The organism is Paenibacillus sp. V4I5 (genome assembly GCF_030817255.1).
Lineage (GTDB): Bacteria > Bacillota > Bacilli > Paenibacillales > NBRC-103111 > Paenibacillus_E.
Map to the genome: position 1 here is coordinate 4,648,564 of NZ_JAUSZB010000002.1, position 17,749 is coordinate 4,666,312.

At 46.4% G+C, this 17,749-nt stretch carries 21 protein-coding genes and 1 riboswitch; all 21 genes read left to right on the plus strand.

Features of this window, described 5'->3' with window-relative positions; translation table 11 throughout:
- Positions 1–50: 50 nt before the first annotated feature.
- The 21 genes from QFZ78_RS23225 (at position 51) to QFZ78_RS23325 (ending at position 17,682) form a co-directional block, all read left to right on the plus strand.
- Positions 51–1,124: an L-threonylcarbamoyladenylate synthase gene (locus QFZ78_RS23225; protein ID WP_307551051.1), complete on the plus strand. Its 1,074-nt coding sequence runs from the start codon at positions 51–53 to the stop codon at positions 1,122–1,124.
- Between the two features lie 64 nt (positions 1,125–1,188).
- Positions 1,189–1,749 (plus strand): manganese efflux pump MntP, encoded by a 561-nt coding sequence (locus tag QFZ78_RS23230; RefSeq protein WP_307551053.1) that lies wholly within the window; start codon positions 1,189–1,191, stop codon positions 1,747–1,749.
- Between the two features lie 58 nt (positions 1,750–1,807).
- On the plus strand, positions 1,808–2,401 hold the full coding sequence (locus QFZ78_RS23235; protein ID WP_307551055.1) for a low molecular weight protein arginine phosphatase: 594 nt from the start codon (positions 1,808–1,810) through the stop codon (positions 2,399–2,401).
- Between the two features lie 76 nt (positions 2,402–2,477).
- Positions 2,478–2,558, plus strand: a riboswitch (ZMP/ZTP riboswitch).
- A gap of 103 nt (positions 2,559–2,661) precedes the next feature.
- A complete protein-coding gene (gene rpiB, locus QFZ78_RS23240) occupies positions 2,662–3,120 on the plus strand; it encodes a ribose 5-phosphate isomerase B (protein WP_057303723.1) in 459 nt (152 codons plus the stop codon).
- 40 nt (positions 3,121–3,160) lie between these two features.
- Complete coding sequence (locus tag QFZ78_RS23245) at positions 3,161–3,766, plus strand: TIGR01440 family protein (protein WP_373461134.1); 606 nt, start codon at positions 3,161–3,163, stop codon at positions 3,764–3,766.
- 65 nt (positions 3,767–3,831) lie between these two features.
- Positions 3,832–5,082: a serine hydroxymethyltransferase gene (locus QFZ78_RS23250; protein WP_307551059.1), complete on the plus strand. Its 1,251-nt coding sequence runs from the start codon at positions 3,832–3,834 to the stop codon at positions 5,080–5,082.
- 138 nt (positions 5,083–5,220) lie between these two features.
- Positions 5,221–7,044 carry an ABC transporter substrate-binding protein gene (locus tag QFZ78_RS23255; RefSeq protein WP_307551061.1) on the plus strand — a complete coding sequence of 608 codons (1,824 nt, stop codon included), beginning with the start codon at positions 5,221–5,223 and terminating at the stop codon, positions 7,042–7,044.
- A 220-nt stretch (positions 7,045–7,264) separates the two neighbouring features.
- Entirely contained in the window at positions 7,265–7,894 is a 630-nt protein-coding gene (gene upp / locus QFZ78_RS23260; protein WP_029195667.1) for a uracil phosphoribosyltransferase, read from the plus strand.
- 95 nt (positions 7,895–7,989) lie between these two features.
- Complete coding sequence (gene wecB / locus QFZ78_RS23265; RefSeq protein WP_307551065.1) at positions 7,990–9,126, plus strand: non-hydrolyzing UDP-N-acetylglucosamine 2-epimerase; 1,137 nt, start codon at positions 7,990–7,992, stop codon at positions 9,124–9,126.
- A gap of 213 nt (positions 9,127–9,339) precedes the next feature.
- Positions 9,340–9,564 carry an AtpZ/AtpI family protein gene (locus QFZ78_RS23270; RefSeq protein ID WP_307551066.1) on the plus strand — a complete coding sequence of 75 codons (225 nt, stop codon included), beginning with the start codon at positions 9,340–9,342 and terminating at the stop codon, positions 9,562–9,564.
- The gene (locus QFZ78_RS23275; RefSeq protein WP_307551067.1) at positions 9,557–9,928 is read left to right on the plus strand and encodes an ATP synthase subunit I; all 372 of its coding nucleotides are present in this window, start codon (positions 9,557–9,559) and stop codon (positions 9,926–9,928) included. Before QFZ78_RS23270 ends, QFZ78_RS23275 begins: the two co-directional genes overlap by 8 nt.
- 26 nt (positions 9,929–9,954) lie before the next feature.
- The gene (gene atpB / locus QFZ78_RS23280; RefSeq protein ID WP_307551069.1) at positions 9,955–10,728 is read left to right on the plus strand and encodes a F0F1 ATP synthase subunit A; all 774 of its coding nucleotides are present in this window, start codon (positions 9,955–9,957) and stop codon (positions 10,726–10,728) included.
- Positions 10,729–10,813: 85 nt separating this feature from the next.
- Complete coding sequence (atpE, locus tag QFZ78_RS23285) at positions 10,814–11,029, plus strand: F0F1 ATP synthase subunit C (RefSeq protein ID WP_025850351.1); 216 nt, start codon at positions 10,814–10,816, stop codon at positions 11,027–11,029.
- Between the two features lie 85 nt (positions 11,030–11,114).
- Positions 11,115–11,600 (plus strand): F0F1 ATP synthase subunit B, encoded by a 486-nt coding sequence (gene atpF / locus QFZ78_RS23290; RefSeq protein WP_307551075.1) that lies wholly within the window; start codon positions 11,115–11,117, stop codon positions 11,598–11,600.
- Positions 11,597–12,139, plus strand: a complete 543-nt coding sequence (locus tag QFZ78_RS23295) for a F0F1 ATP synthase subunit delta (protein WP_307551077.1) — start codon at positions 11,597–11,599, stop codon at positions 12,137–12,139. The genes atpF and QFZ78_RS23295 overlap by 4 nt, the downstream gene beginning before the upstream one ends.
- 18 nt (positions 12,140–12,157) lie before the next feature.
- Positions 12,158–13,672, plus strand: a complete 1,515-nt coding sequence (atpA, locus tag QFZ78_RS23300) for a F0F1 ATP synthase subunit alpha (protein WP_307551079.1) — start codon at positions 12,158–12,160, stop codon at positions 13,670–13,672.
- 128 nt (positions 13,673–13,800) lie between these two features.
- Positions 13,801–14,658 carry an ATP synthase F1 subunit gamma gene (gene atpG / locus QFZ78_RS23305; protein ID WP_307551080.1) on the plus strand — a complete coding sequence of 286 codons (858 nt, stop codon included), beginning with the start codon at positions 13,801–13,803 and terminating at the stop codon, positions 14,656–14,658.
- Between the two features lie 45 nt (positions 14,659–14,703).
- The gene (gene atpD / locus QFZ78_RS23310; RefSeq protein ID WP_307551082.1) at positions 14,704–16,101 is read left to right on the plus strand and encodes a F0F1 ATP synthase subunit beta; all 1,398 of its coding nucleotides are present in this window, start codon (positions 14,704–14,706) and stop codon (positions 16,099–16,101) included.
- A 78-nt stretch (positions 16,102–16,179) separates the two neighbouring features.
- The gene (locus QFZ78_RS23315) at positions 16,180–16,584 is read left to right on the plus strand and encodes a F0F1 ATP synthase subunit epsilon (RefSeq protein ID WP_307551084.1); all 405 of its coding nucleotides are present in this window, start codon (positions 16,180–16,182) and stop codon (positions 16,582–16,584) included.
- A gap of 229 nt (positions 16,585–16,813) precedes the next feature.
- Positions 16,814–17,179, plus strand: a complete 366-nt coding sequence (locus QFZ78_RS23320) for an NADH-quinone oxidoreductase subunit A (protein ID WP_307551085.1) — start codon at positions 16,814–16,816, stop codon at positions 17,177–17,179.
- Positions 17,164–17,682 (plus strand): NuoB/complex I 20 kDa subunit family protein, encoded by a 519-nt coding sequence (locus tag QFZ78_RS23325; protein WP_189020038.1) that lies wholly within the window; start codon positions 17,164–17,166, stop codon positions 17,680–17,682. The genes QFZ78_RS23320 and QFZ78_RS23325 overlap by 16 nt, the downstream gene beginning before the upstream one ends.
- Positions 17,683–17,749: the final 67 nt, after the last annotated feature.

The window sequence follows — 17,749 nt, forward strand, 5'->3', positions numbered from 1 at the left end:
CACCTGTTACCATTTAGGATCAGAATTTTATTTTGAAGTTAGGATGATAGATGATCGTGACAAAATACTGGAAAGTGGATCAGGGTATAGGGACCGAGATAGGTGGGGATTTAGCTGAAGCTGCCCTGCTTCTCCAACGTGGTGAAACAGTAGCCTTTCCTACAGAGACTGTATATGGTCTTGGGGCAGACGCTACGAATACGGCAGCTGTCGAAAGGATTTTCTCTGCGAAAGGTCGGCCTTCAGATAACCCGCTGATTGTTCACATTGCCAGTGTCGAACAGCTCTCGAGTTTAATTCTATCTGACCGTGTTACGGCGGATCATCGCCAGCTTATGGAGGCTTTCTGGCCGGGACCTCTTACCATTGTGCTGCCTGTGAAAACAGGTGGCATTTCGCCGTTAGTAACCGCTGGTCTTAAGACTGTGGGCGTGCGAATTCCGGATCACCCAGTGGCTTTGCAGCTTCTTCGTGAAGCGGGACTTCCTATAGCCGCGCCGAGTGCCAATAGCTCAGGCAGACCTAGTCCAACACTCGCCTCTCATGTCAAAGATGATTTAGATGGTCGGATTGGCGGGATTGTGGATGGTGGAGCAACTGGGGTTGGTGTCGAGTCGACTGTGATCGAGCTTATAGGCGGTGAGCTATACATTCTACGTCCTGGCGGTGTTACGTCAGAGCAGCTGCAATCGGCACTGCCTGCTATTCGGATTCATGAGCCAGAGCGGGAAGAGGTACAAGATTCCGAAACACCGCGTGCTCCGGGGATGAAGTATACACATTACGCACCAAAAGGATTTATGCATATCGTTCAAGGTGAAGATGCAGAAGTTGTTGCTGAATGGATTCAAAACGATATTGATGCGGCCAAGGCACGTGATGAATCAACGGGTATTCTTACTTTTGAGGAGAGAGCTTCTCGTTACGATGCTGATTTGGTTATTGCCTGCGGATCATTATCGCAACCGGAAACAATTGCTCAGGATCTATATGCTGCCTTAAGGCAATTTGATCAAGAAGGCATTCAATATATTGCTGCAGAGGGTTGTCCAGAAACGGGGATTGGCCTTGCGATTATGAATCGACTTCGTAAAGCAGCAGGTCACCGGCTTGTACGTGTTTAGCTAGCATGATTCCCTGTTTGTCCGCATATCTTGAGAGAGAAACGTGGACAAGGGGGATAGCGCTATGCTCGCATCTGGGGTGGAATTTGGGCAGCTGGTAACAATTATTATTATGGCGATTGCTTTGGGCCTGGATGCATTTTCCTTAGGGATTGGCATAGGGATGAAGGGTATTCGTTTGATTGATATTATGAAAATTAGCTTCGTGATTGGTATTTTTCACGTTCTTATGCCTTTGATGGGGATGTTTATGGGGCAATATGTCTCTTTGCTGCTAGGGAATGTCGCTACAGCGGCCGGGGGATGTTTGCTTATTCTTTTGGGTTCGCATATGGTATATAGTTCGATTCGTGGAGAAGAAGCGGCTTCTTTTGATCATAGGACAATTTGGGGTCTAACGATCTTTTCACTTAGTGTCAGTATTGATTCATTTTCCGTGGGTGTATCCCTTGGTATGTTCGCAACGGATATTGTGTTGACGGTGCTGATCTTTGGTCTGTTTGGAGGCTTGCTATCTATTGCCGGATTGTTGGTTGGCAGACGGGTAAGCGGCTGGGTAGGCGAGTATGGCGAGGCGTTTGGCGGACTTATTTTGCTCACGTTTGGGATCAAGTTTTTACTGTGATACAATATTGGTATAGAAAGTTTTCGTCTTAGCTTATGTTTACGATTAGGAGGGAATCATGTTGCGAATTCTATTTGTTTGTACAGGAAATACGTGCCGCAGTCCATTAGCAGAAGGTTTGCTGCGTATCAGGGTGCACCAAGAAGGACTTGCGGCGGAGGTTCGTTCAGCAGGGGTATCCGCGGTGACGGGCGGTCCAATTTCCCGAAATAGTGCATCGCTTTTACAGGAAGCGGGCTTCAAGGAGTCCATTAGTTCTTTGGCGATCCAAGAGTCTGAAGTGAATTGGGCTGATCTCATTTTGACTATGACGATGGGGCATAAACGCACGGTCATCCAGCGGTTTCCGAGTGCGATTGAGAAAACTTTTACGCTCAAAGAGTACGTCGAGGATGATGCTCGTATTTTACAGGCGATTGAGGAAAGGGAGCAGCTCGTTACAGAGCTTCAGCTCAAACAGGCTCTTTCGCAAGCCGTGTCTGTTGAAGAAAGAAGCCGCATTTTTAAACTTGAACATGCGATTCCCGACTTTGATATTTCTGACCCGTATGGAGGCTCCATAGAGATTTACCGACGAACGGCAGAGGAAATCAGCGGGAGTTTAGATAAATTGGTTCAGAAAATACGTGCACGAAACGAAGACTCCAAATAACTCAGGTTTCAGATATACGAATTGCGGATACATCTTTACACATGGGGTAGAATGCGATAAAATAGAGGTATCAATCAAGACTCAATGTAACTGGCGACGAGTGGGAGTAACCACAATGGAGCATTGAGCTATACGGCCGGTCGCCTGGGCAAAAGAGCAACGCGCGTTTTCTAGCGTGTCCGCTCTTTTTTTCGTTTTCTGGTGAGCTTTGGGATATAATAGGATGGTCGAATTCGAACAAGCAAAGGAGCGTTCTATTCATGAAAATTGCCTTAGGTGCGGATCATGCAGGCTATCGTTTGAAAGATGTTATCATTCCTTTTATTGAGTCATTAGGTCACCAAGTCGTCGATTACGGCTGCAGCTGTGCAGATTCGGTCGATTATCCCGACTATGCGCTTAAAGTTTGTGAGCAAGTGGTATCAGGCGAAGCTGACAAAGGGATTCTGATTTGTGGAACGGGTATCGGGATGTCGATTGCCGCGAATAAGGTTCCGGGTATCCGATGTGCACTCGTACACGATCTATTTTCAGCGAAAGCGACGCGCGAGCACAATGATACGAACGTACTTGCCCTAGGGGAACGTGTTATTGGACCGGGTGTAGCGGAGGAAATCGTGAAAATCTGGCTCGAAACCGAGTTTTCCCAAGGTGTTCGCCACCAGAATCGTATTAACAAAGTGCAAAGTATCGAAGACCGTTTCACATTGCATCCATAGCATATTTCCTAACGGAAAATTCCAGAAACGAGGGATCATGATGACAGATTCCATTCTTTCTAATGTTGCCGAGGCTTTTGAAACGAATCTTCGGGAATTGGTCAAAGTCGGCAATCTAAGATCAGGTCACATTCTGATTATCGGAACGAGCACGAGTGAAATTCTCGGGCATAGGATCGGTACATCAGGTACGCTTGATGCGGCTAAGCCGCTCTTCGAAACGGCGCAGCGCATAAGCCGCGAGTTCAGGCTGCACTTAGCCTTTCAATGCTGTGAGCATTTGAACCGTGCAATCGTTATTGAGGAAGAGCTGCTATTGCGTGCGCCTCAGCTTGAGCCAGTCTCAGTCATTCCAGTGCCAAAGGCCGGAGGTTCGATGGCCTCCTATGCGTATCGCCATTTCACGAAGCCGATCGTTGTCGAGACGATTCAGGCACATGCCGGAATCGATATTGGCAGCACGCTCATCGGGATGCATCTGCGCCCAGTTGCTGTGCCAGCAAGGCCGCCAGTGCGTAATATTGGCCATGCCTATGTAACGATGGCTTTTACCCGGCCTAAGCTGATTGGCGGTACAAGAGCTGTATACCTACCTGATGAAGCGGAACAACTCTATCAAACAGCCGCACCCGATGCGGATTGTTAAACTTTTAACATATCAAATGGAATTAAGACTTATCAGATAAGACTACCCTGTAGGAGGAATTTAATATGACAAACTTTTTGAGCAAACAAGATCCTAAAATTGTAGCAGCCATGAACCTTGAACTTGCCCGTCAACGTGACAAAATTGAGCTTATTGCATCTGAAAACATCGTTAGCCAAGCTGTTCTTGAAGCTATGGGTACAGTGTTAACGAACAAATATGCAGAAGGTTACCCAGGCAAAAGATATTATGGCGGCTGCGAGCACGTAGACATCGTTGAAGATATCGCTCGCGATCGCGCAAAAGAGCTTTTCGGTGCTGAGCACGCGAACGTTCAACCGCATTCCGGCGCACAAGCCAACATGGCTGTTTACTTGGCAGCTCTAAACCCTGGAGATACGGTACTGGGTATGAACCTGGCACATGGTGGTCACTTAACGCACGGCAGCCCCGTGAATGCATCCGGTATTCTCTACAACTTCGTTGCTTACGGTGTAAGCGAGAAAGATTTCCGCATTGATTACGACGATGTTCGTAAAGCTGCATTCAAACACAAGCCTCGCATGCTCGTAGCTGGCGCAAGTGCTTACCCGCGTACGATCGATTTCGAAGCTTTGGCTTCTATCGCTAATGATGTAGGCGCGCTGTTCTTCGTCGATATGGCTCATATCGCAGGTCTTGTTGCTGCTGGTCTGCATCCGAACCCAGTGCCGCATGCACATTTCGTAACGACAACAACGCATAAAACGCTTCGCGGTCCTCGCGGCGGTATGATTCTTACGCGCAAAGCTTGGGCAGCAGCGATCGATAAAGCCGTTTTCCCAGGTACCCAAGGTGGTCCTTTGATGCACACTATTGCAGCAAAAGCTGTTTCCTTCGGTGAAGCTCTGCAACCAGATTTCAAAACATACGGACAAAACGTGATCAACAATGCGCAAGCATTGGCGACTGCTTTAACAGCTGAAGGTATTAACCTTGTTTCCGGCGGTACGGATAACCACTTGATGCTGATCGATTTGCGCAGCTTGAACATTTCGGGTAAAGATGCTGAGCACGTTCTAGACGAAATTGGTATTACAGCTAACAAAAACGCGATTCCTTTTGACCCAACAAGCCCGTTCATTACTAGCGGTATCCGTCTAGGTACACCGGCTGTAACATCCCGTGGTATGAATGAAGAAGCAATGAAAACAATCGCGAAAGTGATTGGACTTACCCTGAAAAATCCGAAAGACGAAGCTGTTTTGGAGAAAGCACGCGGTTTAGTGAAAGACCTGACAGCTCAGTATCCGCTTTACCCAGGTTTAACTTATTAATTGTAATTTGAAAATATGTTCAGGCCGGCTCTCTGGAGTCGGCTTTTTTTTACCCTTTTATCGGTCCAGGGGCTGTTGACGAAAGTATGGGGGCAGACCTATACTTCTTGATAATTCGTGTAAAAGGAGGTTGCATCCATGCAGCTTGTTTTACAGTACGTGCAGTTGAAATCAACCATCATGCGGGTTCACAATTTTCAACAAATCGATATGGATGTGCCCGTGTCCGTTGAAGAAATAGCCGGTTACCTGTATTGTACGGAACGCAATGTGAAAATACTGATTCGTAAGATGATTGAGATGGCATGGATTTCCTGGACACCGGGTCGCGGGCGCGGCAACCGTTCTATGATCCGTTTTCTGGCTTCCGTCGAGGATCTATTGTTTACTGAAGCGAAATTGCATGTTGAACAGGGGAATTTGAACAGTGCGATGAGTTTGTTTCAAATAGAAGGATTGGATCCAGGAGTCATGGATCGATTCCTAGCTTGGTTAGGAAGTTACTTCGGGTATAGAGGGACCCTGGAGTCTGGCGATCCTGAAACCCTTCGATTGCCAATGCAGATGAGAGTCTTGACCCTAGACCCTGTGGATGTGCTATTCTCTGGTGATCTCCATTTCGTGAAGCAGGCTTTCGATACGCTGATCTATTTTGATCCTGCTTGCGGCAGCTTAGAGCCAGGTTTGGCCCATGAGTGGGAATGTAATGAGAATGCAACGATCTGGACGTTTTATTTGCGTAAACGGGTGCGATTCCATCATGGTCGTGAGATGACATCGGCAGATGTGGTCTTTTCACTTAATCGGGTACGCAAGCTAGGCACGGAAGATTCTCCAAACCGATGGCTGCTGGAATCCGTCAGAGACATCCGCGCAGTGGATCGGCTGACCGTAAGAGTCGAGTTGAATGCGCCGAATTATATGTTTCCTCACTACGTAAGTTCCTATCAGGCCGCGATCGTACCGGCTGATGTGTACAGTGCTCAGAAAGTGAGTGATCCGGGCATGCTGCCCGTCGGGACGGGTCCGTTCCGGATTACGAGGTATGATGAAGGAGGCGTAACATTCGAAGCATTCGAGGATTATTACCGGGAGTCCGCCCACCTGGATCGGATCGAACTGCTTTGCGTGCCGGAAATGGTAAGTGAGCGAAGGTGGCAGCAGCTGAACTTCCAAATGGGCAAGCTCAGTCATTCTAAACAGCCGGCACCGGCACATTGGTGCAAAAAAGAAATCATGATGCTGGGTTCCAGCATGTTAGTCTTTAATTTACGAAAGGAAGGGCCTCAGCAGGATATCCGTTTTCGTCAAGCGCTGCAGCTAGTTCTTAACCGTAGCGGTATGATTAAGGAACTGGGACTATATAATGCGATACCTGCCGCGGATTTCTTGCCGACCGGTTCGCCAGTCGAACTGCCGGATGATGACCAGCCTGAACGTGCTAGAGAATTACTAAGTCAATGCGGATATGAAGACCAGCCGATAACGATGATTTTCACCCCGAAAAACCGTGCCCTAGCTGAATGGGTTCATGCTCGATGCCTCGAAATCGGAATTCAGGTAGTTCTACAGGAATATTCTTTTGAGGAAATGTCCAAGGTGCATAGGATGCAATGTGCAGATATCGTTGTCGGCGGGGTTGTCGCAGATGACGATGAGGCCCGTTGTCTGATTGAGATGTATAAGATAGGCAACTTGGCGCTGCGCGTATACGCGACCGATGAGCAGCGCAGAACGTTCGATGAAACAATTGCCTCCATCGAAGCAGAGCCTGACAGTCAGGTGCGTTTGCAACGAATCCGCTCCATGCAAGGATTATTATCGCAAAACCAATCGGTCTTATTTCTTCTTCATACGACCCAACAATTAGTGTATAGCCCACACCTTCAAGGTATTTCTTTCAATACGCTCGGTTGGTTTGATTTCAAGAGCATCTGGTTCTGCCCCGAAATCGTTGATTGAATTGAGAAGTGACAGATCAAGAATAATAAATATCATGTTATACCAAAGCCGCTCGGGTGAATAATCCTAGTGGTTTTTTCTTGTCTAAAGGATATTCACGGGAGCTTTGGTTTTACAGAGGATAAGTTGGATAACATATGATATAATGGACGAGGTTTGTCGTTCCATGACGATATTTTTTTGTGAAATACATATAAAGCGCAGTTTTTAGGAGGAAATTATGGGGAAGTTATTTATTTGTGATCATCCGCTAATTCAACATAAGCTAACTTATATTCGGGATGAGAATACGAAAACAAAGGATTTTCGAGATCTCGTAGACGAGGTTGCGACATTAATGGCCTATGAGATTACGAGAGATATTCCACTTGAGCATGTACAGGTGAAAACGCCAGTGACTACAGCAGATTGCCGTATTATTTCGGGCAGAATGCTGGGACTCATTCCGATCCTGCGTGCAGGTTTGGGTATGGTAGACGGGATACTTAAGCTGATTCCGGCTGCTAAAGTTGGACATGTTGGCCTGTACCGTGATCCTGACACGCTTCAGCCTGTCGAATATTATGTGAAGCTGCCGACGGATGTTCTGGAGAGGGAGTTAATTGTCATTGACCCGATGCTGGCCACAGGCGGATCCGCGAATATGGCGATTGAAGTGCTGAAACGCAGAGGCTGTACACAAATGAAGCTGATGTGTTTAATTGCAGCACCAGAAGGGATCAAAGCTGTTCAACAAGAGCATCCTGATGTTGATATTTACGTAGCCGCCGTTGACGACTACTTGAACGATCATGGCTATATCGTACCGGGACTTGGTGACGCAGGAGATCGTCTGTTCGGCACTAAATAATTGGCTTACGAAGATAGCTTTGCTATGCAAAGCTCTAAGGTTAATGCTTACGAAGTTAGCTTTCTTACAGAAAGCTCTAAGGGGAGAAGAAACCGATGAAACGTTTAAAAGTGATTACGATCTTCGGAACAAGACCCGAAGCGATTAAAATGGCTCCGCTTATTTTGGAGCTGGAGAAGCATCCTGAACATATTGAGTCCCTTGTCTGTGTGACAGCTCAACATCGACAAATGCTCGACCAAGTGCTGGATATTTTCAAAATCAAACCTGATTTCGACTTGAACGTCATGAAAGACCGTCAAACGCTGAATGAAATTACGATGCGTGTACTGCAAGGTTTGGAGCCTGTCTTCCAAGAAGCTAAGCCTGACCTCATTCTCGTGCATGGCGATACGTTGACAACATTCCTTGCAAGCTATGCGGCATTCATGCAGCAAATCCAAGTGGGACATGTCGAGGCAGGGCTTCGTACGTGGAACAAAATGTCCCCTTACCCAGAGGAAATGAACCGTCAATTAACGGGAGTGCTAGCGGATCTACACTTTGCACCAACGCAGCAATCGGCTGATAATCTGCGGAAAGAAAATAAATCTGAATCCCAGATATATGTGACGGGGAATACGGTTACGGATGTGTTTAAATACACGGTACAAGAGAAATTTGAACACCCTGTATTGGAATGGGCAGCGGGCCGTAAGCTAATCTTGATGACGGCGCATCGCCGTGAAGCGCAAGGTGAGCCTCACCGTCAAATCTTCCGTGCTGTCAAACGTATTGCGGATGAGTTCGAAGATATTGCGATCGTTTATCCCGTGCATCCAAGTCCTGCAGTTAAGGAACCTGCACATGAGATCCTGGGCAATCATCCACGCATCAAGCTGGTAGACCCATTTGACGTTTTCGAGTTCCACAACTTCTATCCGCACGCCCATATGATCCTGACAGACTCTGGTGGTCTTCAAGAAGAAGCGCCGTCTTTTGGTGTGCCGGTTCTAGTTCTGCGCGATACGACAGAACGTCCGGAGGGTATTCAGGCAGGTACGCTCGAACTCGTTGGAACGGATGAGGAAGTGGTCTATGAGCGTGCTCGCGCGCTTCTAACGGATCCAGATTTATACAACAAAATGAGTCAAGCCGCCAACCCTTATGGGGATGGCAAATCGTCCGAACGCATCGTGCAAGCGATACTTTATCACTTCGGCAAGACCTCTGAGCGTCCGGAAGCATTCTAACCGTGACAAAATCATGACAAACGCTACAGCGTACAGTTGTACTGTTTGGTTTGGAATCTCGCAAACCCTAGAGCCGCAAGGCTCTGAGGAGTTTCTCACAAAGAGACTTGTGAAGTTATGTCAATTGACAAAAGAAAGACCGCTCCGATACAATATATGAGGATTCACCTGCATGGCCCAAAATCCCTCTAGAAACGAAAGGCGTTGACGATTTTGGAATCACCAAGGCCAGATGACAATCCATGGCGTGCTGCGGGTCTAGTATCTGCTATCGGATTAGAAGTTGTAATCTGTACAGCTATAGGATATGTATGTGGAAAGTATTTCGGTGGTTCAAAAGGGTGGATCATAACTGGCGTGATGATCGGTTTTTTCCTGGGCATTGGCACCGCAGTGATGATGCTTAAGAAGTTCTTGGAGGACGACCGACATGAATGACCACATGAAAACCCTTTATCGAGCAGAGCTGCTCTGCATCTCTGTCTGCTTGCTCATTTGGAGTATAGCTCCGTCTTATCGGACTTATGCGATAGGATTTCTAGTAGGATCCATTGTAAGCGCCATTAATGCTAGGATGCTTATGATGAAAATTAAATCCGTATCCCTGCAAGGTGAAAGTGCGGCTCCGAAGCGTTTGAACGCTGGATTTGTATCCAGAGCCTGCATGGCCATCATAGCCATGATGGTTGCAGTAAAGTTTCCAGAGCAAGTCAGTGTAGTTTTCACCATTATTGGATTATTTTATATCCAATTGGTTACACTCCTGATGGGTATTCTTTTTATTTTTAAACGTAAATCGTGAGTGCATGGAAAGGGGTGAAAAGGTAAATGCATGAGTTTCCCGTGCTACACTTTGGTGGTTTAAATATTGACCTATCGACGTTCTTGGCGATTTTAGTCACTTTCGTTATTGTATTGTCGGTTTCTCTTGTTTCCGTGAGAAATCTTTCGGTTACCAGCCCATCAAAAATGCAAAATTTCTTAGAGTGGGTTGTTGAATTTGTTCATAATCTAATTGCCAGCACAATGCCGCTTAAGTACGCGAAAGCCTACATTTCATTGGGCGTGACATTAATTATGTTCATCTTTGTTGCTAACTTACTTGGTCTACCATTCGGTATCGTTACTGAGCATCATAGTGAGTTTAAGTTGTTCGGTCAGACGATTCTGTCTGATGCAACGATTCATGAGTTGGAGGCAAAAGGTAAACACGCAGAAATTGCTTGGTGGAAATCACCAACAGCGGATGTTTCCGTTACTTTTGGTCTAGCAATCATCGTGTTCGTTATTACCCACTTTTTGGGTCTTACACGTAATACGAAGCATTATTTGAAACATTATATTGAGCCGTTTTGGTTCTTCTTCCCTTTGAATATCATCAAGGAGGTTTCCAAACCGCTTACACTTGGCTTGCGTTTGTATGCAAATATTTTCGCAGGAGAAGTGTTGATTGCAACCATCTTGATGGCTGGCGGATTCGGTATTCCACTCTTGATTGGCTGGCAAGCATTCAGTATTTTCGTAGGTGCGATCCAAGCGTTCTTGTTTACCATCCTTACGATGGTATACATTTCACAGTCTACCGTACACGAAGAGCATTAATCGAAGTCCAATTCAACTGATACAGGTTGAGATGAGATAATCTAGACTAACTTAAAACTTACTTTTAATGAGGAGGATTTACAAAATGGAATTTTTAGCAGCAGCTTTAGCAATTGGTTTAGGCGCATTAGGTGCAGGTATTGGTAACGGTTTGATCGTGAGTAAAACAGTTGAGGGTATCGCTCGTCAACCGGAACTTCGCGGAACTTTGCAAACAACTATGTTTATCGGTGTTGGTATCGTAGAGGTTGTTCCGATTATCGGTGTTGTACTTGGATTCTTGATCTTCTTTGGAGCTTAATCTCAAAGATGAGTAGGTTTGGCGCGGACGGCCTAAGCCATCCACGCCTTCGTTTTGCTTGAGATGACCGAAAGGAGTGACATGAATGGGTTGGCACTGGGAGTCGTTTGTATTTGCGATTATTGCCTTTTTGATTTTGTATTTGCTGCTTAATAAGTATGCATTTGGTCCGCTTGTCGATATTATGGAGAAGCGCAGACAACTGATTGCAGAACAAGTAGGTTCCGCCGATAAAAATCGTCAGGAAGCTGAGAAGCTTGTTACAGAGCAGAAAGAAGCTTTCCAAGAAGCACGCAAAGAAGCATATGATCTGATTGAAGAAGCTAGAAATACTAGCAATAAACAAGCAGAGACAATTATTACCCAAGCGAAAGAGGAAGCTTCCCGATTGAAGGAAGATGCCCTTCGTGCGATCGACATAGAGAAGAACAAAGCAGTTGCTGAGCTTCGTAGCGAAGTGGGAGCACTTTCCGTGAAAATTGCTTCTAAGATCGTTGAGAAAGAAGTAGATGCAGCAGCTCAACAAGGCATCGTTGACCAATACCTCAAAAAGGTAGGGGACAACGCATGAGTGACATCGTCGTAGCGAAGAGATACGCCAAGGCGCTGTTCGAACTCGCTTCGGAACGCGGCATTATTGCACAAGTCGAGGATGACCTGGGAGCTGTTGTAGCTTCCTTGCAGGATCATGCGGACTTTAAAAAGCTGCTTCAGCATCCGAATGTTGCCGTATCGGTAAAAACGGATATGCTGCAAAAAACTTTTGAGGGCAAAGTTTCAGAGACGGTCCTTAATACCTTGCAAATGCTCGTTTCCCGAAGAAGGGAAGCACTTCTGACGACTTTATATACGGATTATGTAAAAATTGCGAATGAAGCGCTTGGGCAGGCATCCGCTATTGTCTATACGCCATTTGAACTATCCGAAGATAAGGTTCAAGACATTGCAGATCACTTTGGAAAAGTGACAGGCAAAAAGCTTCGTATTCAAACGGTGATTGACCCCGCTTTACTTGGAGGCATTCAAGTACGTATCGGTGATCGTTTGTACGATGGCAGCTTGTCCGGTAAACTAGAACGTTTGCAAAAATCGTTAACACAAGCACTGTAAGAATAGGGGTGAAGTTCGTTGAGTATCAAACCGGAAGAAATCAGTTCACTAATTAAACAACAGATTGAAAATTATAAATCCGATTTGCAAGTGGTTGAAGTAGGTACTGTTATTCAAGTTGGTGATGGTATCGCTCGTGCTCACGGTTTGGAAAACGTAATGGCAGGCGAGCTGCTTGAGTTTCCAAGTGGCGTTCTAGGGTATGCATTTAACCTGGAAGAAAGCAACGTAGGTATCGTTATTCTAGGGCCTTACAAAGATATTCGTGAAGGCGACCAAGTTAAACGTACTGGCCGCATCATGGAAATTCCTGTAGGTGATGGGCTTCTCGGCCGTGTTGTTAACCCATTGGGTCAACCAGTCGATGGTAAAGGTCCTATCGAAACAACTGGATTCCGTCCAATCGAATCCCCAGCACCAGGCGTTATGGCCCGTAAATCGGTACATGAGCCTATGCAAACAGGGATCAAAGCGATTGACGCGATGGTACCAGTTGGCCGTGGACAACGTGAGTTGCTCATCGGTGACCGTCAAACAGGTAAAACAGCGATCGCAATCGATTCGATCATCAACCAAAAAGGCAACGGCGTTAAATGTATCTACGTTGCTATCGGTCAAAAGCAATCCACAGTCGTAGGTGTTGTTGAAACACTTCGTCACGCTGGCGCTTTGGACTACACAATCGTTGTAACAGCTTCTGCTTCTGAGCCTTCACCAATGCTTTGGTTGGCTCCGTACGCAGGTTGCGCAATGGGTGAGTACTTCATGTACAAAGGCGAGCACGTGTTGATCGTCTATGATGACTTGTCCAAACAAGCAGCTGCTTACCGTGAGTTGTCTCTCTTGCTTCGTCGTCCACCGGGTCGTGAAGCTTATCCAGGGGATGTTTTCTACTTGCACTCCCGTCTTCTAGAGCGTGCTGCGAAACTGAATGATGAGTTAGGTGGCGGTTCCATGACGGCACTTCCTTTCATTGAGACACAAGCAGGCGATATCTCAGCATACATTCCTACGAACGTAATTTCGATTACGGACGGACAAATCTTCTTAGAATCCGACTTGTTCTACTCAGGTCAGCGTCCAGCGGTTAACGTTGGTAACTCTGTATCCCGTGTAGGGGGCTCTGCACAAACGAAAGCGATGAAGAAAGTTGCCGGTACACTACGTGTTGACTTGGCACAATATCGTGAGCTTGCTGCATTTGCTGCATTCGGATCTGACTTGGATAAAGCTACTCAATCGCGTTTGGACCGTGGTGTTCGTACGCTTGAAATTTTGAAACAAGGTGTTCACCAACCGATGTCTTTGGAAAAGCAAGTTGCTTCCCTTTACACGGTTGTTAAAGGGCATGTGGATGATCTTCCTGTTCAAGACGTAACGCGTTTTGAAGGTCAATTCTTGGCTTACTTGGAATCGAACCGTCCAGAAATTCTACACAGCATTCGTGATACGAAGGACATCACTCCGGATAACGATAAAGCGCTGGTAGAAGCAATTGTTCAATTCAAAAAGAGCTTCGCAGCTTCTGTATAAATCATGATGGCAGAGCTTCCTGTTGAAGTGAAGTTCTGCCTACCGTGTTAATCCTGGGCAGGCTGATCGCCTGAATTCAGGTCTTCGAATGAAGGCTTTTCTAAGCCTCAAAAGAGAGGTGAGCAGGTATGGCAAAAGGAATGCGCGAGATTAAGCGCCAAATCAAGTCCACACAAAACACGAAACAAATTACGAGAGCGATGGAAATGGTCTCTGCAGCGAATTTGAGACGAGCACAACGTTCTGCGGAAGCAGCACGTCCTTACTCCGATAAGTTAAAAGAAGTCGTTCAAAGCATTGCAGCTGGAAGCAAAGGGATCCAACATCCGATGCTGCAGTCACGCGAAGTGAAGAAGACAGGCTATTTAGTAATCACCTCGGATCGTGGATTGGCTGGAGGCTACAACGCTAACGTGTTGCGGAAGGTCATGACCGAGATTCGTGAAAACCATAAATCAACAGCTGAATATTCGATTTTTGTAATCGGACGTAAAGGTAGTAATTACTTCCGCAAACGCAACATGCCAGTTGTGGAAGAAGTGACAGGTGTTCCGGATTCACCAACATTCGCGGATATCAAAGCTGTAGCTACTGCAGCAGTGAAGAACTTCGAGGACGGTACGTACGACCAGTTGTTCGTGGTATACAACCAATTCAAAAATGCGATTACCCAAATTCCAACCATGATCCGCCTGCTTCCTATGGAAGAAGTTACTGGCGTGGCTGCTGCTAGTTATGAGTATGAGCCATCACCGGAAGGCGTACTGGAAGTATTGCTGCCTAAATATGCCGAAACGCTTATTTACAGTGCAGTATTGGAAGGTAAAGCAAGTGAGTTCGGTGCGAGAATGACAGCGATGAATTCCGCTACGAAGAATGCAACGAAAATGATCAGCGGCTACACATTAGCCTACAACCGTGCGCGTCAAGCTTCGATTACCCAGGAAATATCGGAAATTGTTGCCGGAGCGAGCGCGAACGCATGATATTAAAGCTTCTACGGAAGCAAAGCTTTTCTTAGGAGGGAAACCATGAGCAAAGGGCGCGTTGTAACAATTACAGGGCCAGTCGTCGACATTGAGTTCGAACGCGGACAACTCCCTGAAATCTTGAATGCCATCAAGATTGAAAGAAATGATAATGGCGTACTATCCACTATGACAGTCGAAGCAGCAGTTCACCTTGGTGACAACTTGGTTCGTTGTATCGCAATGTCCTCGACTGATGGACTTGTACGTGGAGCAGTAGCTGAAGATACTAAAGCTGCAATTACCGTTCCGGTTGGCGCAGCAACACTTGGTCGCGTGTTTAACGTATTGGGAGAGCCAATCGATGGTATCGAAGGCGTTGACCGTACATTTACAAGCGGCATTCACAAAGAAGCTCCAGCTTTCGACAACTTGTCGACAAAAGCAGAGATTCTTGAAACAGGAATTAAAGTTATCGACCTTATGGCTCCTTATGTTAAGGGTGGTAAAATCGGTCTCTTCGGCGGCGCGGGTGTAGGTAAAACCGTTACAATGCAAGAGTTGATCCACAACATTGCACAAGAGCATGGCGGTATCTCCGTTTTTGCAGGCGTTGGTGAGCGTACTCGTGAAGGTAATGACCTTTACCACGAGATGAAAGACTCCGGCGTTATTGCAAAAACAGCGATGGTATTCGGTCAAATGAACGAGCCTCCAGGCGCGCGTCTTCGCGTAGCTTTGTCCGGTTTGACAATGGCTGAGTACTTCCGTGATGAAGAAGGCAAAGACGTTCTTCTTTTCATCGATAACATCTTCCGCTTTACACAAGCAGGTTCTGAGGTTTCCGCTTTGCTGGGCCGTATGCCATCAGCAGTAGGTTACCAACCGACTCTAGCAACAGAGATGGGTCAACTACAAGAGCGTATTACGTCCACGAAAAAAGGTTCCGTTACTTCTATTCAAGCGATTTACGTTCCTGCCGATGACTATACGGATCCGGCTCCTGCAACGGCTTTCGCTCACTTGGACGCAACAACGAACTTGGAGCGTAGTATTGCTGCAGCAGGTATCTTCCCTGCGGTAGATCCACTTGCATCTTCTTCCCGTATCTTGACGCCAGAAACACTTGGCGAAGAGCATTACAAAGTAGCACAAGGCGTTAAACAAGTTCTTCAACGTTACAAAGAGCTTCTGGATATCATCGCGATCTTGGGTATGGATGAGTTGTCTGATGAGGACAAATTGGTCGTTACTCGTGCGCGTCGTCTCCGTCTGTTCCTGTCCCAGCCGCTTCACGTTGCTGAGCCATTCAACGGATTCCCAGGCTTGTACGTGCCATTGAAGGATACCGTGCGCAGTTTCAAAGAAGTTCTTGAAGGTAAGCACGACAATCTTCCTGAAGTTGCTTTCCACAACGTGGGAACGATCGAGGACGCTATCGAGAAAGCAAAAACACTGTAACTTTTGCCGAGCAAAACGATCAGGCAACGCTTACGAAGATAGTTTACCTACGGTAAACGCTAAGGGAGGAGAATCCAAGTGAGTACATTCCTACTGGAAATTGTTACCCCGGAACGCAAAGTGTACGCTGAAGAAGTGAACATGGTTAGCGTGAAGGGTGTTGAAGGGGAGCTTGGAATTCTGCCGAATCACATTCCACTGGTCACTCCATTGCGAATTGCACCGATTACTGTGAAGAAAACGGGCTCTAAAGACGAAGTTATCGCAGTGAATGGCGGTTTCATGGAAGTGCGCAAGGATAAGGTGGTTATACTGGCGGAAAGCGCCGAGCTACCAGAACATATTGATATCGATCGTGCGAAAGCAGCGAAAGAACGTGCGGAGAAACGTCTTGCTGAAACTAAGCAAGACAACGTTGACTTCAAACGTGCGGAAGCCTCTCTTCAAAGAGCATTAAATCGTATCAGTGTGTCCGGGAAATAATAGATGTTTGAACGAAAAGCGGGGGAACTTAGGTTCCTCCGCTTTTTTTCGAACAGGAAGATTAATTAAAGATAATTATGGAAAATCTACTCACTAGGAATGAAAAGTGGGGTTTGGAATTAGTCATCGACGCCCAAAAGGCTTTTTGTTATAATATTGTAGGTGAATATTACCAAAACTAACAGGACACACAAGAAAAGCAAATACGAATGGAGGCGGTTACATTCACATGTATACAAATAACTATGTTATAGTAGCGATTTTTCTAGGGTTAGGTATTCTTCTCCCTGTGGTAGCGCTAACGGTAGGCAAATGGTTAAGACCGAGTAAACCTGTCGAGGAGAAGTATACGACGTATGAGAGTGGAAACGAGCCTGTAGGTGAGGGACAAATCCGGTTTAACATTCGTTATTATTTATTTGCTTTGATGTTTGTCATCTTTGATGTGGAGACCGTGTTCCTATATCCGTGGGCTGTTGCGTTTAACCAGCTTGGACTTTTTGCCTTAGTGGAAATGTGTATTTTTGTAGCCTTGCTAGCCATTGGATTAATATACGCTTGGAAGAAGAAGGTGCTGCAATGGACTTCAGTCTAGAGTCAATATCTCCCGAAGAACGGGAAGAATTAAATCGCAATGTCTTTATGACGACACTGGAGCAAGTAAAAGCTTGGGCTCGCAGTAATTCGCTTTGGCCGTTAACTTTCGGTCTGGCCTGTTGTGCCATCGAAATGATGGGTACAGGCGGATCTCACTATGATTTAGACCGTTTCGGAGTCATCTTCCGTACGTCTCCTAGACAATCTGATGTCATGATTGTGGCGGGGACTGTAACGAAGAAAATGGCTCCTTTGCTGCGCCGTCTTTACGAACAAATGCCTGAACCAAAGTGGGTCATTGCGATGGGGTCCTGCGCTACGGCAGGTGGACCTTATATAAAGTCATATTCCGTTGTTAAGGGAGTTGACCAAATCGTTCCGGTTGATGTTTATATTCCGGGTTGTCCACCGAACCCGGCTGCACTCATTTATGGGATAAACAAGCTTCAGGAGAAGATTCGCTATGAAGCGAAGACTGGGAAGCAGGTGACCAATCGATGAGTGATGAGAAGAAGCTGGAGGAGAAGGTAGGCCCGTCTCCAACTGCTGATGGTAAGAAAGTGAATGA